The organism is Enterobacter cloacae complex sp. 6730903 (assembly GCF_048283985.1).
GTDB classification, from domain to species: Bacteria; Pseudomonadota; Gammaproteobacteria; order Enterobacterales; family Enterobacteriaceae; genus Enterobacter; species Enterobacter hormaechei_C.
This window is the reverse complement of sequence record NZ_JBLVXX010000002.1, coordinates 113,314-136,680: the sequence shown is the minus strand read 5'-3', so window position 1 is coordinate 136,680 and position 23,367 is coordinate 113,314. Positions and strand designations below refer to the sequence as shown.

Below are 23,367 nucleotides of genomic sequence, written 5' to 3'. Positions count from 1 at the left end.
ACTGGCGCGGTTAACTTCGGTAAAGGAAAGTCAACGTAACTGGCTGTCTTTCGATCCCCTGCGATTATATCCTGAATGTGTCGAATTTTTTGAATCTTTCTCCTGCTGACAGGCAATACATAGCCGTACGCCAGGAATGGCTTTACGCCGTGCCTCAGGAATCGGATCTCCGCACTCTTCGCATTCCGTTAAACTTTCGCCGCGCGGAATTTCACCGCGAGCACGCGCGACCGCATCTTCAATGGTACTGTTGATCTGTTCGTTAACGGCGTCGTCATTCGCCCAGCCGGAAGCCATCATGTTCTCCTGATCTGTTTAAGCCATTCATCTTAATATGGGGTTAAAAAACGCACAGTCAAGGCGAAGGAAAGGAATGAGAACTGCATCTGCCTGGCAGATGCAGTGTGGGAAGGAAATCGATTATTTATAGATGGTCGCGGTGCCGTACATATGGTTATCGCCACCGGCGGCGTTTACCACGAAGCCTTTAGCCCCTTCCTGACGCGCTTTTTCGGCCAGCTTGTCCTGAAGGTCATCCAGGTTGCTTGCCCGGCTGACAGAGACCGTCCCCGCCGCACGTAGCTGGCTGGTGTCGTTGCTGTCGGTTAGCGGTTGAACGGACCAGGCTGAGAACGATGCGCCTGCCAGCGCACCCGCAATAATAAAGGTCAGATACTTTTTCATAATCACATCCTCAGGGGAAACAACAGGTGATTCCTCTTAAGTTTAGAAGCCTGACGCGTGTGATTTAGCGCAAAAATTTGATGATGATCTGCTTATTTTTTGAACGATAAATTCTGACAATTTGCTGACAGATCATAGACATACAGGTTGCTGATTTTCGTCAGTTTTTTGTGCCGCGCAGACAGATATTTACCCCCGCGCCGTCACAGGGTATCTTACGCGGCTGTCTAAAGGAGAATGCCATGACTTCCCAAAAGCCGGGGTTGCACCCGCGTAACCGCCACCGTAGCCGCTACGACATGAAAGCCCTGTGCCTGAGCTGCCCGGAATTGCAGGATTTTATTGTTCAGACACCAGCCGGTGAACCGTCGGTAAACTTTGCCGATCCGCTGGCGGTTAAAACGCTGAACAAAGCGCTGCTGGCCCATTTTTATGGCGTTACGCACTGGGACATCCCGGATGGCTTTCTCTGCCCACCGGTGCCAGGCCGTGCGGATTATGTCCATCATCTTGCCGATCTGCTGGCGGATGATAATGGCGGCGTGGTGCCGAAACAGGCCACCGTGCTTGATATCGGTACGGGCGCGAACCTGATCTATCCCCTGATAGGCGCTCATGAGTACCAGTGGCGGTTTACCGGCAGCGAGATCGGCGCCGAGGCCTTCGCCAGCGCGCAGGCCATTATCAACGCTAACCCAGGGTTAAGCCGGGCCGTTCGTCTGCGTCGTCAGAAGGATGCCGCTGCTATTTTCAACGGCATTATCCACAAGAACGAACAATATGATGCCACCCTGTGCAACCCACCCTTCCACGACTCTGCCGCCTCCGCTCGTGCGGGTAGTGAACGCAAGCGGCGTAACCTGGGCCAGGCTGAAGATGGCGCGCTGAACTTTGGCGGCCAGCAGCAGGAGCTGTGGTGCGAGGGCGGGGAAGTGGCATTTATTCTGCGCATGATTGCCGAGAGTAAGGGCTTCGGTCGTCAGGTGAAATGGTTTACCACGCTGGTTTCCCGCGGTGATAACCTGCCGCCGCTTTACCGCGCCCTGACCGACGTCGGCGCGGTGAAAGTGGTCAAAAAAGAGATGGCGCAGGGCCAGAAGCAGAGCCGCTTTATCGCCTGGACCTTTATGGACGATAACAAACGCCGCAAATAGCACCCCATCGCAGGCCGGATAAGGCGAAGCCGCCACCCGGCTCGGTTACAGCGTCGGCTCCTGCGGAGGGAGCGGCGAAGCGGGCGGCGACAATACCTGATACGTCTGCACCGGCGCTCTCACGTTCGCCAGATCGAAGTGTTTTTTCACCATGCTGTCGAGGGCGAAGCGCACCGTCCACTGCTTAAGCGGCTGGGTGGTGAACGACACGCGCAGGGTAAAGGCAGTGTTCGTCAGCCCGACGATGCCCGCGAACGACGGTTCACCAATCACCAGCCCGCGAATATCCTCCATCTCCATCAGTTCGCTTACCGCATCCCGCAACGCCTGTTTCGCCTTCTCTGCATCCTCATGCCGATCGACATCATAATTCGCCACCACCGAACCAATGCCGCGCACAAAGTTGGCAAAGGTGGTGATCGATGACCACGGAATAATGTGGTACGCGCCGGTATCCTGACGCACACCGACGGAGCGAATGGACATGCGTTCCACCGTGCCGGTGAGCGGTCCGATGGTCACCAGATCCCCGGTGTTCATCCCGTTCTCAAACTGGATAAAAATGCCGGTGATAATATCCTTCACCAGCGTCTGCGAACCAAAGGAGATCGCCAGCCCCAGGGCGCCGGCACCCGCCAGCAGCGGGGCGATATTCACGCCGATTTCCGACAGCACAATCATGATGGTGATGGTGCTGATGATCACCGCCAGCGCGTTGCGGCACAGGGTGAGCAGCGTGCGGGCGCGGGCGCTCGGCAGTGGCCTGCCGTGGACATCCGACACCAGACGGTTTTCGATAAGGCTTGCCAGCAGCGTCCAGCCGACGGCGGAGAAGAACAGGATCAGCGCGATACGAATAAGAATATCAACGGTCTTTTCCCCCGCGCCGTTATGCAGCCAGTTCCAGAAATCAAACAGCCCCCACGCGTTCAGCAGCAGCATAATTGCCACGCAGACCGTCAGAATACGCGCCACCTTCAGGGATACCGTCATCCAGCCATTCACCCGCTTTTGCAGTTCCGGGTAGTTACGCTGAACCTGCGGCGACAGGGTGATCGTTTTCGACAGCCAGCGGGAGAGCAGGCCAGAGACAAAGGCCGCGATGCCGATAATCGCCAGGCTTTTGAACGTCGCCCCCATCATAAATTTCAGGCTATTGCCCGGATCGAACAGGGAGAAGAAACAGAGCACAATAAAATAGGCGCTGGCCAGCCAGTGCCACACCAGCGCAAAGGCGCGAATAAAGAGGCTGAAAAAGGAGAGGGAGCGATCGGCCAGGTGCAGCAGGCTGTCGGTGATCGCTTTTTTATTGTGGAAGATGAGGTACAGCGCCCAGACGGTAATGCACAGCATGATCAGCACGTTCGCCAGCGCCCCGAACTGCACGTTAACCTGGTTGGAAATAATCGGCACGGCAACCAGCAGGCCATAACCGATCAACCCGCTCAGCACGCTGAGCCGCACCGCCCAGTATTTGGCGCTCTGATCCGAAATGGCGAAGGGGCGAAGGTCCGGCACGCGCGGGCAGAAGATCAACCGCAGGAGGGCTTTAAAGAACTCAATCAGGGCAAATGCATTGAGGAACAGTCCCTGCTGAAACGCGATGGTTTTGTTTCCGGTATTAAGGCGGTCGGCCAGCATCTGGCCGACAAACAGCGTCAGGGCCAGCAGCAGTAAATCGATGACAAACGCCCCGGTAATCATTGCCGGAAGATGCAGCCAGCTGCTTTTATGCTGATTCTTTTTGCGTCCCCACTGGCCCATTTTCCGGTAAAACGGCCAGACAGACAGGCGCAACAGCCAGTAAAAAATGAAGACGGCGCCGGCCAGAATAGCAAACTGGGTGGCGGCTGCGGAAAAGGTGTGAGGATTAAAAGGCTTATGTGAGGTGCCAACCAGGTTGCGATAGAGCTGGGCAAAACGCGACGACAGGGCTTCCCCGTAGCGGCGACTGATGTCGGTGACGTTTTCCAGCACCGTTTTTTCTTCTTCGGCTTCCGGCGGCGCAATAGCAGGAACCGGATCCTGAGGCGGCGTGGCGGCCACCTTCCTCAGCTGATCGATCAGCTCCTGTCGGGACGTGTCGTTCTCAAGCACGTCGGCCAGCGCGCCGTAGGCGGCTTTTTTCTTTTCAGCGTCTGGCTCTGGCGGCGCATTTTGCTGGGTGGCGGTGGCTCCGGTGGTAACGCCGGGAAGGGTTACAGCAAGTGATGGCGCGCTAAACAGGCTAAACAGTAGCAACAGGATCCACGGCACGGCGTCCTCCGACAAAAATATCGTGCAAAATGATAAGTATAGAGCGCGGGGAGCGGAGGGGAGTTTTTGGGAACAATCCGGCGTAAAAAAGCCGGGCATGCCCGGCTCTGGGTGTGGCTATCAGGAGACGTGTTGCAGGAACTCCTGGAGGCGCTGGCTTGGTGGGTTCGCAATCAGCGCCTGCGGATTCCCGTCCTCCGCGATACGGCCCTTATCAATGAAGATCAGACGGGACGCCACCTTTTCGGCAAAGCCGATTTCGTGGGTAACGATCACCATCGTCATGCCTTCTTCCGCCAGATCCTGCATAACTTTCAGCACTTCGTGACGCAGCTCCGGGTCGAGTGCCGACGTTGGCTCATCGAACAGCATCATCTTTGGCTTCACCGCCAGCGCACGGGCAATGGCCACGCGCTGCTGCTGGCCGCCGGACAGCTCGGAAGGATAGTGGTGGGCACGCTCCGCCAGACCAACCTTCGCCAGCAGATCTTTTGCCAGCGCTTCCGCTGCCGCTTTGCTGGCCCCGCGCACGCGCAGAGGACCGAACATCACGTTTTCCAGCGCCGTGAGGTGCGGGAACAGGTAGAATTGCTGGAACACCATGCCCGCTTCCTGGCGGATCAGGCGCTCGTCCACTTTCGGATCGTTAACCTTCAGACCATCGACGATCAAATCGCCGCTGGTGATCTCCTCGAGCTTGTTAATGCAGCGCAGCAGGGTGGATTTACCGGAACCGGACGGCCCGATGATCACCACCACTTCGCCCTGCCTGATGTTCAAATCGATATTGTGCAGCACCTGGGTTGGGCCAAAGTGCTTGGAAACGTTTTTAAATTCAATCACAGGATTTTCATCCTTCTTTCAAGACGACGCAGAACAAAGCTCAGGACAAGCGTGATAATCAGGTAGACAACGGCGACCGCACTCCAGATTTCCAGGGCGCGGAAGTTACCCGCGATGATCTCCTGGCCCTGACGGGTCAGCTCGGCCACGCCGATAACAATAAACAGCGAGGTGTCTTTAATGCTGATGATCCACTGGTTACCCAGCGGCGGCAGCATGCGGCGCAGCGCCAGCGGCAGGATCACGTGACGAATGGTTTCGCGACGGGAAAGACCTAACGCCAGGCCAGCTTCGCTGAAGCCTTTATGAATCGACAGCACCGCACCGCGGGTAATTTCCGCAATGTAGGCGCCGGAGTTGATCATGATGGTGACAACGGCGGCGCTGAACGGGTCGATGCGCAGGTCGGTGAAGGCCATCGGCAGGGCGAAGTAGATAAACATGACCTGCACCACAATAGGGGTGCCGCGGATCACTTCGATGAAAACCAGTGCGATGTGGTTTGCAATCCAGCCGCCGTAGGTGCGGGCGAAACCGGCCACCAGACCGATAATCAACCCGCCAACCAGACCGAGGACCGAAATCCACAGGGTCATTTTAGCGCCTTCAAGCAAGAGAGGAATGGCAGGCCAGATGGCGCTCCAGTCAAACTGCATGATGTATTCCTGTATACCGTGGTGAAAAACAAAAAACGTAGGCCCGGTAAGCGGAAGCGCCACCGGGCGTTACAAACCTGAAGTCAGGTGAAATTATTTAGGCTCGGTACCGAACCATTTTTTGTAGATTTCGTTATAGGTGCCGTTCTCTTTCAGGGTTTTCAGCGCGCCGTTAACTTTGTTACGCAGGTCGTCGCTGCCTTTCGGGAACGCAATACCGTACTGTTGTGCTTCCAGAGAATCACCTACCGCTTTGAACTTGCCGTTACCGGCGGTTTTGATGAAGTAAAGGATGTTAGGCGTGTCGTGCAGCACCGCATCCGCGCGGTTGGTGCCCAGTTCCATGTAAGCGTTGTCGATGTTCGGGAACTGACGCAGGTCTTTGGTTTTGATGTTGGCTTTCGCGTAATCAACGGAGCCGGTGCCGCTCTTCACGGCGACCACTTTACCGTCGAGATCTTTCACGCTTTTCACGTCGTTGTTATCCGCTTTCACCATCACCAGCAGGCCGCTTTTGTAGTAGCCGTCAGAGAAATCGATCGCTTTTTTACGCTCTTCGGTAATGGTGATGCCTGCCAGCGCCAGGTCAACGTTTTTGGTTTGCAGTGCCGGGATAATGCCGCTGAAATCCATTGGCTTCAGGGTGTAATCCAGTTTGAGTTCTTTTGCGACCGCGGCCCACAGATCGACGTCAAAACCAACGTATTTATCACCCTGTTTAAATTCAAACGGTACGAACGCCGTGTCAGTCGCCACAACCAGTTTGTCGGCAGCCTGCGAGGACACCGCAAACGCCAGGGTAAGTGCAGCCAGTGAAACTTTTAATACAGACTTCATAGCATTTCCTTTTATATCCACGGGGCGATCCCCTGCGAGAACCTCTGGCACAATGAAAAAATCGTGCCAGTTTTACAAGCTGTTGTTTTGCAAAGGGGATGATGTCACGCATTGCACAAAAAGCGTGGCAATTCTGTCAGGTTGCACCAGAATGGAGCACCGTTTTGGTGCGCTTCGTTAAGGTCTTCTGACAGGGGGATATTTAGCGCAGAATCTGACGAAAAAACAATCTTCCGTTAACGGTTGTGTGAGGTGATTATTACATTTTATTCACTTTTGCGGCCGTTGCGGGCAAAAGTGCGCACCATAAATGTGCAAAACCCCCGCCAGGGGCGAGGGTTATTCGGAAAATCCGCAGGGATTATTCGATGTTGGACTCAATGAACCACAGGAACTGATCCAGGTCGCGTGATGCGGCAGTGAAGATATCAGCGGTATCTTCGTCTTTGGCTTCGCCAATCGCTTTACGAACATCGTTCGCCACAATCGCATAACGATCCGCCAGCTCTTTCAGGTGATCCTGAACGGTATGGATATCCAGCGGATAGCTTTTCAGTGGCGTTTTGCTGTTGATCACCTGTGTGGTACCCAGTGCCACGCCACCCAGCTGTACGGCGCGTTCGGCCATGGTATCCAGGTGAGTCACCAGTGCTGTGCGGAAGCCATCCAGCATTTCATGAACGGCAATAAAGTTTGCACCGCGCATATTCCAGTGAGCCTGTTTGGTGATCAGCGAAAGATCGATGAACTGGACCACCTGGCGATTCAGCAGCTCAATGGTCGCTTTTTTATCGCTATCCGATACATCGTTACGGGTATAAAGCAGATTAGACGCTTTCGTTTTCACCAGTTTAGCGGTACTCATAATCTCATATCCTCTTGATGTTTGTGTCCCAGGTAATTACGGAACTAAGTATAGCACCGGATTTTTTCTCTGCGGTTTGGCTCTGCCTATTGGTTTAATAGCGAAAGGAGGCTTGTATTATCAACTGTTTGAAAAGTAAGTGGTTTATTTAAGTTGATACAGATCAATCTTAATTCACTCTCCGGGAAGGCGGGCAGCTGAAATATTTTGGCAATATAAGAGAGTTTGTAAGAAATTATTTGAACTACTGACGAGACGTATATTCTGCATGGCGGGTTAGCCATGCAGAATTTAAGGCTTAGTTGAGGTCGATTTTTTGCACTTTAGGTTCCGGACGCATGGTCAGGGTGGAGCCCATTGACGCCGCGATAATGGAACAGAGCGCCAGCGTTTGTACCAGGGTCAGGGTCTCACCGAGGAAAATCATTCCTGAGATGGCGGCCAGCGCGGGCTCCATGCTCATAAGCGTACCAAAAATGCGCGTGGGCAGGCGCGTCAGGGCGATCATCTCCAGAGAGTAGGGCAGCGCCGTAGAGAGAATGGCAACCGCCAGCCCAACCGGCAGGATTGACCATTGCCATATTGAGTCCGTCGCTTGTGCCATTCCGATCGGGACAAAGATAACGGCGGCAATCAGCGAGCCTAAGGCGACCGTCGCGGGGCCGTGCTCTTCGCCCGCACGCTGGCCAGTGAGAATATACACCGCCCAGCACGCCCCCGCGCCCAGCGCCAGAGCTGCCCCGGTCAGATCGACTTGTGAAACGCTTTGCCCGAGCGGCAGCAGGAACCATAGCCCCAGCACGGCCAGTATGACCCAGATAAAGTCTACCGGACGACGAGAAGAGAAGAGGGCAACCGCCAGCGGGCCGGTAAATTCAAGCGCGACCGCGATCCCCAGCGGGATCGTCTGAATAGAGAGATAGAACATGTAGTTCATCCCTCCCAGCGCCAGCCCATAAAAAAGCAGAGGCAGTCGCTGCTCCTTTTTAAACCGTAGCCGCCAGGGTTTAAAGACAACCACGAGGATCAGGGTGCCTAATGCGATACGCAGCGCCGTGACGCCGGGCGCACCAACCAGCGGAAACAGCGATTTTGCCAGCGACGCGCCGCTTTGTATGGACATCATCGCGATAAGTATGACTGCCACCGGCATCCAGACCGACGATTTACGAGGTAAACCTGGCATCCTTTCTCCTGTCAATTTATGTCAAATGAGGTAAAAGTCGCAGTGTAATGGAAATAAGCTGCAACGGTTGAGCTACTGTTGAAAAAAATCCAGGGAAAATCCGTAAAATGAGAAAACGTTGATGATTTTATCGCCTGAAGATTAGGAATAATCTGGATGAACTAAATGGCGATGACGCGCACTATTAGCATTTACAGGTGAAAATCTGGAGTTATTTGAACGAGATAGCTGGTGCTGGAAATGTTCTGTTACAGGAAAGGTCGCATTAGACATCGTGAATGACAAAGAGTTTTACAGAATTTTTTGATATATTTAAAACTTACGGACTTACTTGAAGCACATTTGAGGTGGTTATGAAAAAAATTGCATGTCTTTCAGCACTGGCAGCTGTTCTGGCTGTTTCCGCAGGTACCGCTGTAGCGGCAACTTCTACTGTAACTGGTGGTTACGCTCAGAGCGATATGCAGGGCGTGATGAACAAAACCAACGGTTTCAACCTGAAGTACCGTTATGAGCAAGACAACAACCCGCTGGGTGTGATCGGTTCTTTCACTTACACCGAGAAAGATCGTACTGAAAATGGCTCTTACAATAAAGGTCAGTACTACGGCATCACCGCGGGTCCTGCTTACCGCCTGAATGACTGGGCAAGCATCTACGGTGTTGTAGGTGTTGGCTACGGTAAATTCCAGCAGACCGAAAACCAGGGTCTGAACCGTACTGCAAGCAACAGCGACTATGGTTTCTCCTATGGCGCAGGTATGCAGTTCAACCCAATCGAAAACGTTGCTCTGGACTTCTCCTATGAGCAGAGCCGTATCCGCAACGTTGACGTTGGCACCTGGATCGCGGGCGTAGGTTACCGCTTCTAATCACTTCGGTGAGCCAGTAAAAAATCCGCCCTTTGAGGCGGATTTTTTTTATTTGTACCCTCTCTCCGTGGGAGAGAGCCAAAGTGAAGGCATCCGTCCGCACGAAACGGCAGAAATTACTTACTCTTAATATCGAAAATATCCGTCCCAAGATGGTTATAGTCGACTTTCTGTAACTTAAAGTTGGTAATGTAAACTGGCGGGCCCTTCTTCCCGGAGATAAACGGGTAATCATTTTTTATCTCTTTCGCCTTAATCCCCGTCCACTGTGAGAAGAATTTCAGGAAATCGTTCGCGGAACGGCGCGCTTTGATGATGCGATGCGTTTTGTCATCACTCGACAGCACCATAAACGGTACCTGGAAGTTCTGCTGGAACTTGTCATCGTGGGCCAGATACTGCACCTCTTTACCGCGCTCCTTAAACGCCAGGCCGTGGTCAGAGAAATAGACCATCGAGAAGCTGTCGCCGCTGTTGCGCAGCTGTGCGTACAGCTTGCTGAGCAGATCGTCGGTTTGCGTCATGGTGTAGAGATAACACGAGGTCTCTTTGGATTGCACAAACTCCGCATATTTTCCCCCGGTACGATCGCATGCCTGCGGGTGTGACCCCATCAGGTGCAGGACAATCAGCTGCGGCTGGGTGCGCTGAGTAGCAAAGACCTGCGCCGTCATTTTTAGCAACGCTTCATCTTTTGTGTTTTTATCGGCTTCGAAATCACCGCTTTTCAGGAACTGTACCTCGTCGGCACGCTTCGCGATGCTGGCGATGGCGGTATCATACTCGCCGATCTGTCCCTGGTTAGAGAACCACCATGTCTGAAAACCTGCCCGGTTGGCCAGGGTGACAAAATTATCCTGAAACTGCGGTTTTCCATCCACCACGCGGTTGAGCGTCAGACCGAGTGATTTCTGCGTCGAGCCGCTGGCCGCCACGTAGTCGGTAAACAGCGTACCGTTAACGGCGCTGGCAAACGGCGTGTTATCCCAGTGACCGCCAAACGCGCCGAGCGCATCGCGACGCGCGCTTTCCCCGATCACCACCACGTAAGTGTGATACTTCGGTTTCACCGCCAGCACGTTCCAGGTATCTTTCATGGTGGAAAGCTCGGCCATACGCGCCTGCTCGTCGAGCACTTCCTCGTTATTCACCACCACGTCTTTGACGAAGCGAAACACCGGATACCCGGTATCTTTAAGCTTAAACACGCCGCCCCAGGCCAGATTTTGTACCGGTGCAACAAAAAACGTCACCACGCTAAAGGCCAGGCACAGGCTTTCAATTTTACCCCATGCCTTTTTCCCGACGGGCTTACGACGAACCGCAATCACGCCGAGGGCAAAAATGAAAAGGCCAACCACGTAGTTGTACCACGGAAAGATCGTCAGGATCTCTGTGGACTCTTCCATATTGGTGGAGTGGAGCGCCAGCAGAGTATTAAAGTTCGGCGCGCCATAGGCCTGGCCAAACGGGAAATAGGCGGCAGCAATCAGACAACAGATCCCGATAAGCATTTTCTGCACGCGCGGTGCGCTTCGCCAGAGCAGGTGAAGAATACAGGTGAATCCGACGGCATAAAGCAGGCTAAAGGGGTAGCCAAGAGCAAAGTTAATCAACAGCGATTGCAAAAAATAGAATCCCGTCCACGGGCTTAAGGCCCGGCTGCGGGTAACAAGTGTATCAATCAGGGTTACGTTCATAGATCACTATCACGAAAACGCCATGTGCTCACCCTGGCGTCAAGGGTCAAAGCCTGCCGGACAGTGCGTGGAAAGGGAATGAGAGGTCCGCTTCAGCGAGCCGCAAATTGTGCAGGGCTGCAAGAAGATAGTGCGAGCGTGAATTAAGGTCAACAGTTGCTAAACAGATGTTTTGCGAAGGGGGCTGCAAATCCGCAAAAATAATCGGGAACAGGCCAGTTTACAACGTAAGTGTGACGGGAAAATGAAGCGGCGTACCGCGACGCCGCTTAGTGGGAAGAATTGTCGTCCTGCTGCGGTTTGGCGTTAAACATATCGCACAGCATGTTCAACAGCATCAGGCGCACTTTAAAAGGAGAGTGGGTAAACACGTTCATACACCTCTTGAATTCATTCATAAGACCTCCTGATTCATGATCCCTTCGATCCGTGAAGGGTGACTGCATTACATACAGATATAGCACAGGCTATATTGTATAGCTATGGCTAATTCGTTAATTTTTTGTGCTTGTAGAGCTATGGTTTACAATGTGCGCTCCGTTACAGGGCGCTGGAAGCGTCAACCCCATTGAGGAAGCACAATGAACCGTCGCGCAGGTAAGCCAACAACAAAAAAAACGACGCAACTGGTGAACGTTGAAGAGCATGTGGAAGGCTTCCGCCAGGTGCGTGAGGCGCACCGCCGGGAGCTGATTGATGATTATGTCGAACTGATCTCTGATCTGATCCGTGAGGTTGGAGAAGCGCGCCAGGTGGATATGGCCGCACGCCTGGGGGTGTCGCAGCCAACCGTTGCCAAAATGTTAAAACGTCTGGCGTCGGTCGGGCTGATCGAAATGATCCCCTGGCGCGGGGTGTTTCTCACCGCTGAGGGCGAGAAGCTGGCGCAGGAGAGCCGCGAGCGACACCAGATCGTCGAGAATTTTTTACTGGTGCTGGGCGTCAGCCCGGAAATTGCCCGTCGGGATGCCGAAGGTATGGAACACCACGTCAGTGAAGAGACGCTGTTGAAGTTCCGCGAGTTTACGCTCAAATACGGTCCCTCCGCTGAATGAACATCCCCGGCTTGCAGGCCCTGAAACGCGATCGCTTTTTCCATCTTTTACTGATCACTGGCGTTGGGCTCAGCGTCTTTGTGCCCTTCACGCCGCACACCTGGCCGGCGGCCATAGACTGGCGCACCATTATTACTCTGAGCGGTTTGATGATGCTCACCAAAGGCGTGGAGCTGAGCGGCTATTTTGACGTGCTGGGGCGCAAAATGGTGCGCCGCTTCGCCACCGAGCGCAAGCTGGCCCTGTTTATGGTCTTTTCGGCGGCGCTGTTGTCGACGTTTCTCACTAATGACGTGGCGCTTTTTATCGTGGTGCCGCTTACGCTCACGCTGCGTAAGCTGTGCGAAATACCGGTTACCCGTCTGATTATCTTTGAAGCGCTGGCCGTCAATGCGGGCTCGCTGCTCACGCCTATCGGTAACCCGCAGAACATTCTGCTGTGGGGACGCTCCGGCCTGTCGTTTACCGCGTTTACCGGGCAGATGGCGCCGCTGGCGCTGGCGATCGTGGCGTCGCTGCTGGCGGTGGGCTGGTTTGCTTTCCCGAATAAATCGTTGCAGTACCACAGCGGTACAACCGGCCCCCAGTGGCAGCCGCGTCTCGTCTGGAGCTGCCTGGGGCTGTATATCGTTTTCCTTATCGCGCTGGAGTTAAACCAGGCGCTGGCGGGCGCGCTGCTGGTGGCGTGCGGCTTCCTGTTCCTCGCCCGGCGGGTGCTGGTGAGCGTTGACTGGACGCTGCTGCTGGTGTTTATGGCGATGTTTATTGACGTCCATCTCCTGATCCAGCTCCCTGTATTGCAGAACGTTCTCCATAGCGTCAGCGGTCTGTCACAGCCGGGATTATGGCTGACGGCGATTGGTCTCTCGCAGGTGATCAGTAACGTGCCGTCCACCATTTTGCTGCTTAACTATGTTCCCCCAACGGTACTGCTGGCGTGGGCGGTCAACGTCGGCGGCTTTGGGCTGCTGCCTGGCTCGCTGGCCAACCTCATCGCCCTGCGGATGGCCAACGATCGCCGCATCTGGTGGCGCTTCCATTTATGGTCAATCCCGATGCTGCTCTGGTCAGCGGCGGTCGGTTTCGGACTATTCCTTCTCATATAGTGCGCAATTTGTCAGTTTTTCCTGGCAAATGTATAGCAACGTCCTAGCTTTAGTGAACGGCATAGTGTGATGCCGCTCACTGACAGGACTGTTGCTGAACTATGGCAGAAGATCAAAACCCACCTGCTGACAAGCAGGATCAAAACAATAACGAGCGCAAGCGCCCGGGGAAAAAACCGTTAATTATCCTTGGCATCGTGGTCATCGTGATGGTGATTGTGGCGCTGGTCTGGTGGTTTTTAACCCGTAACGAAGAGACCACCGACGACGCCTTCACCGACGGCGACGTAGTGACCATTGCCCCAAAAACGGCAGGCTACGTCACCGAACTTCGCGTGCGGGATAACCAGCGCGTGAAGAAAGGGGATGTGCTGGTGGTGATCGATCCGCGTGATACCACCGCCCAGCGCGATCAGGCCCAGGCCCAGCTTGGGCTGGCGGTTGCGCAGTTGCATCAGGCGCAGGCGCAGCTGGCGCTCTCGAAGGTGCAATATCCCGCTCAGCGCGATGAAGCCAAAGCCCAGGTACTGAAAGCCCAGGCGGATATGGCCAACGCGCAGGCGGAGTACCGCCGTCAGCGCGGCGTTGACCCGCGCGCGACCACGCAACAAAGTATCGATGCCGCGAACGCTCAACTGAGGAGTGCCCAGGCGGGTCTGGCCAGCGCGCAGGCGCAGCTGGAAGTGGCGGAGCAGGTTCAGCTGCAAATCCGCCAGCAGGAGACCAACGTCGAAGCCCGCGAACGGCAGGTCGATCAGGCCAGAGCGCAGCTGGAAACCGCCAACCTGAACCTCTCTTATACCGAAGTCCGCGCCCCGTTCGACGGTTTTGTCACCAAACGCAACGTCCAGCCCGGTACGCTGGTGCAGGCAGGTACGGCGCTGTTCTCGCTGGTTTCCCCGAACGTGTGGGTGGTGGCGAACTTCAAGGAGTCGCAGCTTGAGCGCATGAAGCCGGGCGACAAAGTGACCGTGTCCGTCGATGCCTGGCCGGATATGGAGCTGGAAGGCCATATCGACAGCATCCAGCAGGGCAGCGGCTCGCGCTTCTCCGCCTTCCCGTCGGAAAACGCCACCGGTAACTTTGTGAAGATCGTTCAGCGCGTGCCGGTGAAAATCGTCATTGATAAAGGGCTGGATCCGAACAAGCCGCTGCCGCTGGGGCTGTCGGTTGAACCGAAGGTCACCGTGGAATGACGGATCACAGCCACGATAACTGGAAGCCCGCCAGTAACCCGTGGGCGGTGGCGATTGTGGTCACCCTGGCGGTGTTTATGGAAATTCTGGACACCACCATCGTCAACGTGGCGCTGCCCCACGTCGCAGGGTCGCTCTCGGCCAGCTATGACGAATCCACCTGGGTGCTCACCAGCTACCTGGTGGCGAACGGCATCGTGCTGCCGATTTCGGCTTTTCTGAGCCGTCTGTTTGGCCGCAAGCAGTTCTTCCTGATCTGCATTGTGATGTTCACCATCTGCTCGTTCCTGTGCGGCATCGCCACCGAGCTATGGCAAATCATCCTGTTCCGCGTGATGCAGGGCTTCTTTGGCGGCGGGTTGCAGCCCACCCAGCAGTCGGTGCTACTCGACTACTTCAAGCCGGAGGACAGGGGCAAAGCCTTTGGCCTTTCATCCATTGCCATTATCGTTGCGCCGGTACTCGGCCCCACGCTGGGGGGCTGGATCACCGATAACTACTCCTGGCGCTGGGTGTTCTTTATCAATATCCCGGTAGGGATTGTGACGGTGCTGGCTATCTATCAGCTGCTGGAAGATCCGCCGTGGGAGAAAAAGTCGGAAGAGAAGCTCACCGTCGACTGGACGGGGATCGGCCTGATCGCCCTCGGTCTTGGCTGTTTGCAGGTGATGCTCGACCGGGGCGAAGATGATGACTGGTTCTATTCGAACTTTATCCGCACCTTCGCGGTACTGACGCTGGTTGGCATTATCGGCGCGATCTACTGGCTGATGTATGCCAGAAAGTCGGTGGTGGATCTGCACTGCATGAAGGATCGCAACTTTGCGATCTCCAGCCTGCTGATGGCGGGGATGGCGATGATCCTGTACGGCAGTTCGGTGGTTATTCCGCAGCTGGCGCAGCAGGATTTGGGCTATACCGCCACCTGGTCCGGGCTGGTGCTCTCGCCCGGCGCGGTGCTGATTGTGCTGACCATCCCGCTGGTGCTGAAGCTGATGCCGGTGGTGCAGACGCGCTGGATCATCGCCTTCGGCTTTACCTGCCTGGCGGTGTCGTTCTTCTGGTCCCGCACGCTGACGCCGGATATCGACTTCGAAACGCTGGTGCTGTTCCGCAGCGCGCAGTCGATAGGGCTGGGGTTCCTGTTTGTGCCGCTGACCACCATCGCCTTTATCTCGATCCCGAGGCGGCTTAACGCCGACGCGGCGGCGCTGTTTACCATGTTCCGCAACGTGGCGGGTTCGATTGGGATTTCGCTCTCGACGGCGGCGATCACCGAGCGCTCGCAGGCGCACAGCGCGCATCTGGCTTACCACGCTTCGCCGTTTAATGAGCAGTTCCAGCTGGCGATACGCGAAAGCGCCCAGGCGATCCAGAACTTCACCACTCAGGTGGGCGATCCGACCGGCATTGCCACCGGGCGGATGTACCAGACGATGATCGAGCAGTCGCGCTTTCTGGCCTACATCGACGTCTTTACCATTCTGAGCGCGGTAGCCCTATTACTGATTCCGTTTTGTTTGTTGCTCTCGCCGGTTAAGAGCGAGGGGAGTGCAGGAGCACACTGATGATACACAGACGTTTACACCCTCTGATGATAATGATGCTGCTGGTGGGCTGCGCCGTCGGGCCGGACTACCAACAGCCAGCACCGCCCGCTACCACGCACTGGAACGATAAGGGCGACAGCGCGGTGAAATCGCAAACTTCCTCCGCGGCCACTAACCCGCGCTGGTGGAAAACCTTCGGCTCGCCGCAGCTCGACAGCCTGATTGAACGCGCCATCGCCGGGAATCTGACGCTACAGCAAACGGTATTACGCATTGCCGGCGCGCGCGAACAGATTAACCAGGCCGGCGGGGCGTTTTTCCCGTCGGTGAATGGCAATGTGCAGGCGACGCGCCAGCAGCTTGGGCTGGAAGGGGAGCTGAAATCCCACGGCGTGTACGACCAGTTGAATAATGTCGATCCTGAACTGCGGGGCGCGTTAGGCCCGCTGACGCAGCCGATTAACCTCTATCAGGGCAGCTTCGACGCCCAGTGGGAAATCGACCTGTGGGGCAAGGTGCGCCGTCAGGTAGAAGCGGCCGAGGCGCAGCAGCGGGCGGCGATCGAGCAGCGTAACGATGCGCTGGTCTCGCTGGAAGCCGAAGTGGCGCGGGCGTGGCTACAGCTGCGTGGGGCGCAGAGCATCATTGCCACGCTTAATACGCAAATTGAAAGCGCGCAGCAGACGCTGGATCTGACCGAAAGCCGCCAGCGGGGCGGGCTGTCGCCGCAGATGGACGTGGAAAATGCCCGGGCGCAGCTGGGCAATCTTGAAGCCCAGCTGCCGCAGTATCAGGCGCAGGAACGCCAGGCGATGAACGGGCTGGCGATCCTCCTTGGTAAGCCGCCGGGCGCGCTGGATGCCGAACTGCAATCCGTGCAGCTGATGCCTGCCCTGCCGGATATTGTGCAGACCGGTATTCCGTCCACCCTCGCACGCCGTCGCCCGGACGTGCGCGAAGCCGAGGCGAATCTCCATGCCGCCACGGCGCAGATTGGCGTCTCGGTGGCAGAGCTGTTCCCGAGCTTTACCCTCTCCGGACAGTTTGGCCTGCGCAACAGCGAATCTAACTGGCTGACCGACTGGAGCAGCCACTTCTACAGCTTTGGCCCGCAGGTTTCCATACCCATCTTCCAGGGCGGTCGGCTGGTCTCCAGCGTCAAGGTGGCGCGTGCGCAGCAGGGGGCGGCAGTGCTGGACTATCGTCAGACGGTGCTGACGGCGCTCGGCGACGTTGAAAACGCGCTGGTGAGCTATCGCACCGACCAGCAGCGTGAAGCGGGCCTGGCGAAAACTATCGACGCGCTGCAAAACGCTTTTGATCTCGCCAGCGACAGCTATCGGCAGGGGATCGCCAGCTTTATTGACGTGCTGGACGCCCAGCGCCAGCTCGCTCAGGCCGAACAGCAGCGGGCGCAGGCGCAGGTGCAGAGCGCGCTTGACCTGGTGGCGCTCTACAAAGCCCTCGGCGGCGGTTGGGAGCCGTATCAGCAGGTGCGGCTGCCAGACTACAGCGTCTTTGGCGACGCCCCGCGCGGATAGATTCAGAGGATTGGGCAAGAAACGGACAGGAACGCCACATTCGCGATGGCTGGGGGGCGGGTATAACTAACAGACACCCAATCGACATGCGAGGAAAGCGTTATGCGTTATCAAAAACTGGGCAATACCGGACTGTTTGTTTCTGAACTCTGCCTCGGCACCATGACCTTCGGCGGTGAAGGCGGCATGTGGGGCAAAATTGGTCAGCTTCAGCAAAACGAGGCCGAGCAGCTGGTGGGCCGCGCGCTGGATGCCGGGATCAACTTTATCGACACCGCCGACGTTTACTCGGAAGGGCGTTCGGAGGAGATCACCGGGCAGGCGCTGAAGAACCTGAAAATTCCGCGCGAAAACGTGGTCGTTGCCACCAAGGTGTTCGGTGAAACCGGCACTGCGGGGGTGAACTCGCGCGGTAGCTCGCGCTATCACATCATCAGCGGCGTGAAGGAGAGCCTGCGTCGCTTGCAGCTGGATCATATCGATCTCTATCAGCTGCACGGTTTCGACCCCGCTACCCCCATCGAGGAGACGCTTTACGCGCTGGATAATCTTGTGCAGCACGGTCACGTGCGCTATATCGGCGTCTCGAACTGGGCGGCATGGCAGATTGCCAAAGCGCTCGGCATCTCTGAGCGTCTGGGGCTGGCGCGTTTTGCCTCATTGCAGGCGTACTACACCATCGCCGGGCGCGATCTTGAGCGCGAACTGGTGCCGATGATGCAGAGCGAAGGCGTTGGATTGATGGTATGGAGCCCGCTGGCGGGTGGTCTGCTGAGCGGAAAATACGATCGCGACGGGCAGAGCGCGGCCGGTAGTCGTCGCCTGGCGTTCGACTTCCCGCCGGTGAATAAGGATCGCGCCTTCGACTGCGTGGACGTGATGCGTATCATCGCCGAAAGTAAAGGCGTTTCCGTGGCGCAAATCGCGCTGGCGTGGCTGCTGCACCAGAAAGCGGTGACCAGTGTCATTATTGGTGCGAAACGCGTCGATCAGCTGGACGATAATATTGCCGCCACCGGGATCCGCTTAAGCGAAGACGAGCTTAAACAGCTGGATACCGTCAGCGCGCTGCCGCGTGAATATCCGGGCTGGATGCTTGAGCGGCAGGGAGAATACCGTCGTAGCCAGCTCGCGCAGCAGTAACCTTCCTTTTCCCCGGTGGCGCTTCGCTTACCGGGGCTACTAACTCTGGTCTTTATTTCAACCCACCTCACAAAAAACGATCCACACCTTTGATCGAAATTTCATCTTCGCCTATATGACTAGTCATGAAATTTAAATGACTAGTCATATAGGGAGCGACCATGAACAAATCACTGCCAGCCAACTTTTTATGGGGCAACTCGGTATCCAGCATGCAGACGGAAGGGGCATGGAATGAGGGCGGGAAGGGGATGTCGGTGTACGACATTCGGGAAGCCGGGGAGAACATCTCTGACTGGAAAGTGGCGACCGACTCCTACCACCGCTACCGGGAAGATTTCGATCTGATGCAGGATCTGGGCATGAACTGCTACCGTTTCCAGATCTCCTGGAGCCGCGTCTGCCCGCAGGGTGACGGCGAGTTCAACGACGAAGGCATCGCGTTTTACGACCGCTTTATTGACGATCTGCTCGCCCGCGGTATCGAGCCGATGGTCTGTCTCTACCACTTCGATATGCCGCTGGCGCTGGCGCAGGAGTACAACGGCTTTAACGATCACCGCGTGGTGGAGGCCTTTATCCGCTACGGCAAAAAGATGATCGACTGCTTCGGTGACCGGGTGAAGTACTGGCTGACCTTCAACGAGCAGAACATTTTCCATATGCCGGAAGCGTTCCGCATTTCCGGTTACATGAAAGGCGAGCAAACCCTGCGCGAGCTGTATGAGCTTCAGCACCATGCGATGGTGGCGCACATGACACTGACCGAATACCTGCACCAGACTAAGCCGGGCAAGCTGATGGGCGGCATGCTGGCGCACCAGCTGATTTATCCGGCCACCTGCAAACCGCGCGATATCTTCTGCGCCCAGCAGTACGACGAATTCCTCAACCAGAACCTGCTGCGCGTCTTCGCGGGCCAGGGCTACAGCCCGGCGGTGATGGCGGTGGTGGAGCAGGAAGGCTTCGGCGATATCTACCGCGCAGACGATCTCGCGCTGTTTGCGCGCACGAAGAACGACTTTATGGCCTTCAGCTACTACGCCAGCAAAACGCTGGACAGCGATGCCATCCCGGAAGGCACGCCGGTTAACTATTACCTGCTGCACGGCGAGAAAAACAATCCGTACCTGAAGGCCACCGAGTGGAACTGGCAGATCGATCCGCTGGGCTTTCGCACCATCATCACCCGCTATGCCAACGACTGGCGGATGCCGGTATTCCCGATTGAAAACGGTATTGGGGTGATTGAGTCCTGGGACGGCATAAACCCGATAGAAGACACCTACCGCATCGACTACCACCGGGCGCATATCGAGGCCATGAAAGAGGCGATGTTCGAGGACGGGGCAGAGGTGATGGGCTATCTCGGCTGGGGGTTGATTGACATTCTCAGCTCCCAGGGCGACATGCGTAAGCGCTACGGCGTGGTCTACGTCAACCGTGAAAATCACGACCTGAAAGACCTGAAGCGCGTGCCGAAGAAGAGCTACGCGTGGTTGAAACAGGTTATCCATACCAACGGACGCGAGATGTAAGCCGTACGCTGCCGGGCCGTTTTTGTGACTGATTGATGGGAACACTCCGCTATGTCTGAAACAAAAATAACACCGCACATGCAGTCTTTTGTCGATAAATTTGTTGAGTTCTCGGCGCGCCTGGCAAACCAGGTGCACCTGCGATCCCTGCGCGATGCCTTCGCCACGGTAATGCCGATTTTCATCCTTGCCGGTCTGGCGGTGCTGGTGAATAACGTGGTGTTCCCGTGGATTTTTGCGGGCGACACGCTCACGCAGTTTAAGGTGTGGGGCGAGGCGATCATCAACGGCACGCTGAACATCGCCGCGCTGCTGCTGGCGCCGATGATCGCCTGGTCGCTGGCGCGCAACAAAGATTTCGACAATCCGGTCTCGGCAGTGGTTATCGCCGTCAGCAGTTTCATCATCATGATGCCGATGCGCTTACAGATTACCCCCGTCGGCAGCGACGCCACGGTGAACGTCACCCAGGTGCTGACGTTCGCCAATATTGGCTCCACCGGGATTTTCGCCGGGGTGCTGATTGGGTTGCTCTCAACCGAGCTGTTTATCGCCATTTCACGGCTGAAGGCGCTGCACATTTCGCTGGGGGAGAACGTACCGCCAGCGGTGAGCAAATCCTTTACCGCGCTGATCCCGACGATCCTCACGCTCTCCCTGTTTGCGGTGCTGGCGGCCATACTGGCGAACGTGCTGCACACGGATCTGATCCATCTCATTACGACATTTATTCAGCAGCCGCTGCGGCTGATCAACACCAGCCTGCCCGGGACGATCTTCATTTACAGTTTCGGTAACTTCCTGTTCACGCTCGGTATTCATCAGTCGGTGGTCAACAGCGTGGTGCTGGAGCCGTTCCTGCTGATCAATACCAATGAGAATATGCTGGCCTTCGCCAACGGCCAGCCGATCCCGCACATCATCAACAACATCTTTGTGCCGACTTTTGGCATGGTGGGCGGGACGGGCAGCACAATCTCATTGCTGATCGCTATCTTCATCTTCTCAAGACAGAAATCAGCGAAGCAGGTGGCGCGTCTGTCGCTGGCGCCGGGTCTGTTTAATATCAACGAGCCGGTGATTTTCGGCCTGCCAATAGTCTTTAACCTGCCGCTGATGATCCCGTTTGTGCTGCTGCCCGCCATCGGGATTTACTTTGCCTGGCTCTGTACCACGCTGGGGCTCATGTCGCGTTGCGTGGTGATGATCCCGTGGACGACACCGCCGATCCTCAGCGCCTGGCTGGCGACGGCGGGGGACTGGCGGGCGGTGGTGGTGCAGTTGGCAATCATCGTATTTGGTGTATTCTTCTACCTGCCTTTCCTCAAGATTGCCGAGCGAGTGGCGTTGAAAAACAGCGGGATAGAAAACTAACGGTAAGGAAGGACGATGGCGGCGAAGTACATCACCATAGCGCGGGAAATCAAGAAACGTATTATTACCCAGCAGTACGCCGCCAATGAACCGCTGCCGGACCAGTTCGCGCTGGCGGCGGAGTTTAGCACCAGCCGGATGACCATTCAGCAGGCAATGCGTCAGCTGATTGTCGAAGGGCTGGTCTACACCCGACAGGGGCAGGGCACGTTCATCCGCAAAAATTTCCTCCAGCTTTCCCAGTGGGATCTCTCCGGCAGCGACTACTTCGGGGCGACCAAAACCTGGGAACATTTAGGCACGGTGACGAGCCAGGTGGTGCACTTCGAGCTGCGCTTCCCGAACGAGAAAGAGCAGGCATCGCTGATGATAAATCCGGATACGCCGATCTATGACTTTATCCGTCTGCGTTTACTCAACGGTGAGCCGATGTCTCTGGACGCCACGGTAATGCCGCTCAATCTGGTGCCTGGTCTGAACAAAACCCATCTTGAAAGTTCGGTATTCCGGTATGTGCAGGAGACGCTGGGGCTGAAGATCATGGGATCGTATCGGGTGGTGCGGGCGCTGAAGCCCAGTGAGCTGGATATGCAGCACCTTGTCTGCGAGCCAACCGACCCGGTGCTGGAGGTAGAGCAGGTGATCTATCTGGAAGATGGTACGCCGCTCGAGTACGCCCATTGTCACTATCGCTATGACCATGGCGGCATCGTTATCGTGAATAACGGATAAAAAAAAGCGGGCCTCGCGGCCCGCTTTTTAAATAATCACGATTAGTTCAGACGCACCGGCATACCGGAACGGTTCTGAATCGCCTGGTCAACGATGGTCGTGTCAACATCCGCCTGAGAGGTGACGGACTGCACCGCGCTGGTCAGCTTAATCGGTACGATTTCGTTGTTGTTGATCTGATCTTCGCTGGTGGACAGCGGGTTATGCACTTCAATGTAACGGCTGCCGTCCGGCTCTGACGTCGCTTTCACCGGTTCGTTAATGAACTGCACGCGCGTACCGACCGGCACGTTATCGAACAGGAATTTGATGTCTTCATTACGCAGACGCACGCAGCCGTGGCTTACGCGCAGGCCGATACCGAAGTTGGCGTTAGTACCGTGGATGGCATACAGACGACCAATGTACAGCGCGTACAGACCCATCGGGTTATCCGGGCCAGCAGGCACAACGGCCGGCAGCGGTTCGCCGGCAGCAATGTATTCAGCGTGCATTTTGGCGGTCGGCGTCCAGGTTGGGCCCGCTTTCTTACGCTCCACTTTGGTGGTCCAGTTCAGCGGGGTGTCTTTACCCAACTGACCGATACCGATAGGCAGCACGATCACGGTGTTGGTGCCTTTCGGGTAGTAATACAGACGCATTTCGGCGCTGTTAATCACGATACCTTCGTGCACGGTATCCGGCAGGATCAGCTGCTGTGGAATGTTGAGTACGGTACCCGCTTTCGGCAGATACGGGTCAACGCCCGGGTTCGCTTCCAGCATGTTAGACAGGCCGAGCTGATACTGCGCCGCGAAGTATTCCAGCGGCTGCGTGTTACCTTCCGGCACCGTCACCACCTGGTTTTCACCCACCAGACGGCTTCCGTCTGTCGGCAGGGGATACGTCACCGCAGACGCGGTCTTACAAAAACCTACTACGGCTAACGCCGCCGCAAAAAGCGTTGTTAATTTCATGTTCATGTTATGCGAGGTATCTAAGCCATTCTGGCGATGAGTTGATAAGTCTGAATCGGTAATGGGAGCGCATTATATGTGCATTCCCGTTAACTGGGAATTCAGATGTGTACGAAATCACAT

22 protein-coding genes are annotated in these 23,367 nt (G+C 56.1%); 11 read left to right on the top strand and 11 right to left on the bottom strand.

The annotated features are described in order from the left end of the window. Positions 1-30: 30 nt before the first annotated feature. Together ACNQ0W_RS01585 and mcbA are read right to left on the bottom strand one after the other, a co-directional pair. Complete coding sequence (locus ACNQ0W_RS01585) at positions 31-297, bottom strand: DksA/TraR family C4-type zinc finger protein (RefSeq protein WP_062932149.1); 267 nt, start codon at positions 295-297, stop codon at positions 31-33. A 123-nt stretch (positions 298-420) separates the two neighbouring features. Beyond that, the gene (gene mcbA, locus ACNQ0W_RS01580) at positions 421-684 is read right to left on the bottom strand and encodes a DUF1471 family periplasmic protein McbA (RefSeq protein WP_003858470.1); all 264 of its coding nucleotides are present in this window, start codon (positions 682-684) and stop codon (positions 421-423) included. 242 nt (positions 685-926) lie between these two features. Here mcbA and rlmF point away from each other — a divergent pair, with 242 nt between their 5' ends. Then, on the top strand, positions 927-1,838 hold the full coding sequence (gene rlmF, locus ACNQ0W_RS01575; protein WP_032647782.1) for a 23S rRNA (adenine(1618)-N(6))-methyltransferase RlmF: 912 nt from the start codon (positions 927-929) through the stop codon (positions 1,836-1,838). A 45-nt stretch (positions 1,839-1,883) separates the two neighbouring features. Here the strand turns inward: rlmF and ybiO are convergent, their stop codons facing one another. The 6 genes from ybiO to rhtA all read right to left on the bottom strand — a co-directional run bounded on the left by ybiO (position 1,884) and on the right by rhtA (position 8,481). After that, positions 1,884-4,094: a mechanosensitive channel protein gene (gene ybiO, locus ACNQ0W_RS01570; protein WP_062932148.1), complete on the bottom strand. Its 2,211-nt coding sequence runs from the start codon at positions 4,092-4,094 to the stop codon at positions 1,884-1,886. A 120-nt stretch (positions 4,095-4,214) separates the two neighbouring features. Continuing rightward, entirely contained in the window at positions 4,215-4,937 is a 723-nt protein-coding gene (gene glnQ / locus ACNQ0W_RS01565; protein ID WP_006809503.1) for a glutamine ABC transporter ATP-binding protein GlnQ, read from the bottom strand. Then, complete coding sequence (gene glnP / locus ACNQ0W_RS01560) at positions 4,934-5,593, bottom strand: glutamine ABC transporter permease GlnP (protein ID WP_003858462.1); 660 nt, start codon at positions 5,591-5,593, stop codon at positions 4,934-4,936. Before glnP ends, glnQ begins: the two co-directional genes overlap by 4 nt. A 93-nt stretch (positions 5,594-5,686) precedes the next feature. After that, a complete protein-coding gene (gene glnH, locus ACNQ0W_RS01555; RefSeq protein WP_003858455.1) occupies positions 5,687-6,430 on the bottom strand; it encodes a glutamine ABC transporter substrate-binding protein GlnH in 744 nt (247 codons plus the stop codon). A 361-nt stretch (positions 6,431-6,791) separates the two neighbouring features. Then, positions 6,792-7,295: a DNA starvation/stationary phase protection protein Dps gene (dps, locus tag ACNQ0W_RS01550; protein WP_000100801.1), complete on the bottom strand. Its 504-nt coding sequence runs from the start codon at positions 7,293-7,295 to the stop codon at positions 6,792-6,794. A 298-nt stretch (positions 7,296-7,593) separates the two neighbouring features. Further along, the gene (gene rhtA / locus ACNQ0W_RS01545; protein WP_047053111.1) at positions 7,594-8,481 is read right to left on the bottom strand and encodes a threonine/homoserine exporter RhtA; all 888 of its coding nucleotides are present in this window, start codon (positions 8,479-8,481) and stop codon (positions 7,594-7,596) included. A 353-nt stretch (positions 8,482-8,834) separates the two neighbouring features. Here rhtA and ompX point away from each other — a divergent pair, with 353 nt between their 5' ends. After that, positions 8,835-9,353, top strand: coding sequence for an outer membrane protein OmpX (gene ompX / locus ACNQ0W_RS01540; protein ID WP_003858450.1), 519 nt, complete (start codon positions 8,835-8,837; stop codon positions 9,351-9,353). Positions 9,354-9,469: 116 nt separating this feature from the next. On the opposite strand, the gene ACNQ0W_RS01535 is transcribed toward ompX, so the two are convergent. Beyond that, positions 9,470-11,053, bottom strand: a complete 1,584-nt coding sequence (locus ACNQ0W_RS01535) for a phosphoethanolamine transferase (RefSeq protein ID WP_062932147.1) — start codon at positions 11,051-11,053, stop codon at positions 9,470-9,472. A gap of 269 nt (positions 11,054-11,322) precedes the next feature. Next, positions 11,323-11,451 carry a manganase accumulation protein MntS gene (gene mntS, locus ACNQ0W_RS01530; RefSeq protein ID WP_017384915.1) on the bottom strand — a complete coding sequence of 43 codons (129 nt, stop codon included), beginning with the start codon at positions 11,449-11,451 and terminating at the stop codon, positions 11,323-11,325. A gap of 183 nt (positions 11,452-11,634) precedes the next feature. Between mntS and mntR the strand changes: the two genes are divergently transcribed. From mntR to ACNQ0W_RS01485, 9 genes are all read left to right on the top strand, one after another. Then, positions 11,635-12,108 carry a manganese-binding transcriptional regulator MntR gene (gene mntR / locus ACNQ0W_RS01525; RefSeq protein ID WP_015571059.1) on the top strand — a complete coding sequence of 158 codons (474 nt, stop codon included), beginning with the start codon at positions 11,635-11,637 and terminating at the stop codon, positions 12,106-12,108. Further along, the gene (locus tag ACNQ0W_RS01520) at positions 12,105-13,214 is read left to right on the top strand and encodes an anion transporter (RefSeq protein WP_017384914.1); all 1,110 of its coding nucleotides are present in this window, start codon (positions 12,105-12,107) and stop codon (positions 13,212-13,214) included. Before mntR ends, ACNQ0W_RS01520 begins: the two co-directional genes overlap by 4 nt. A 101-nt stretch (positions 13,215-13,315) precedes the next feature. Continuing rightward, positions 13,316-14,410, top strand: a complete 1,095-nt coding sequence (locus tag ACNQ0W_RS01515) for an HlyD family secretion protein (protein ID WP_039271277.1) — start codon at positions 13,316-13,318, stop codon at positions 14,408-14,410. Then, positions 14,407-15,978, top strand: coding sequence for a DHA2 family efflux MFS transporter permease subunit (locus ACNQ0W_RS01510; protein ID WP_062932146.1), 1,572 nt, complete (start codon positions 14,407-14,409; stop codon positions 15,976-15,978). Before ACNQ0W_RS01515 ends, ACNQ0W_RS01510 begins: the two co-directional genes overlap by 4 nt. Further along, a complete protein-coding gene (locus tag ACNQ0W_RS01505; protein ID WP_062932145.1) occupies positions 15,978-17,501 on the top strand; it encodes an efflux transporter outer membrane subunit in 1,524 nt (507 codons plus the stop codon). The genes ACNQ0W_RS01510 and ACNQ0W_RS01505 overlap by 1 nt, the downstream gene beginning before the upstream one ends. 102 nt (positions 17,502-17,603) lie before the next feature. Then, positions 17,604-18,644 (top strand): aldo/keto reductase, encoded by a 1,041-nt coding sequence (locus ACNQ0W_RS01500; protein ID WP_032608906.1) that lies wholly within the window; start codon positions 17,604-17,606, stop codon positions 18,642-18,644. A gap of 161 nt (positions 18,645-18,805) precedes the next feature. Further along, positions 18,806-20,182: a glycoside hydrolase family 1 protein gene (locus ACNQ0W_RS01495; protein WP_062932144.1), complete on the top strand. Its 1,377-nt coding sequence runs from the start codon at positions 18,806-18,808 to the stop codon at positions 20,180-20,182. Positions 20,183-20,233: 51 nt separating this feature from the next. Then, positions 20,234-21,556 (top strand): PTS sugar transporter subunit IIC, encoded by a 1,323-nt coding sequence (locus tag ACNQ0W_RS01490; RefSeq protein ID WP_062932143.1) that lies wholly within the window; start codon positions 20,234-20,236, stop codon positions 21,554-21,556. Positions 21,557-21,571: 15 nt separating this feature from the next. Continuing rightward, on the top strand, positions 21,572-22,288 hold the full coding sequence (locus ACNQ0W_RS01485) for a GntR family transcriptional regulator (protein WP_062932142.1): 717 nt from the start codon (positions 21,572-21,574) through the stop codon (positions 22,286-22,288). 41 nt (positions 22,289-22,329) lie between these two features. Here the strand turns inward: ACNQ0W_RS01485 and ldtB are convergent, their stop codons facing one another. Then, positions 22,330-23,250 carry a L,D-transpeptidase gene (gene ldtB, locus ACNQ0W_RS01480; RefSeq protein WP_003858435.1) on the bottom strand — a complete coding sequence of 307 codons (921 nt, stop codon included), beginning with the start codon at positions 23,248-23,250 and terminating at the stop codon, positions 22,330-22,332. Between the last annotated feature and the right edge of the window lie 117 nt (positions 23,251-23,367).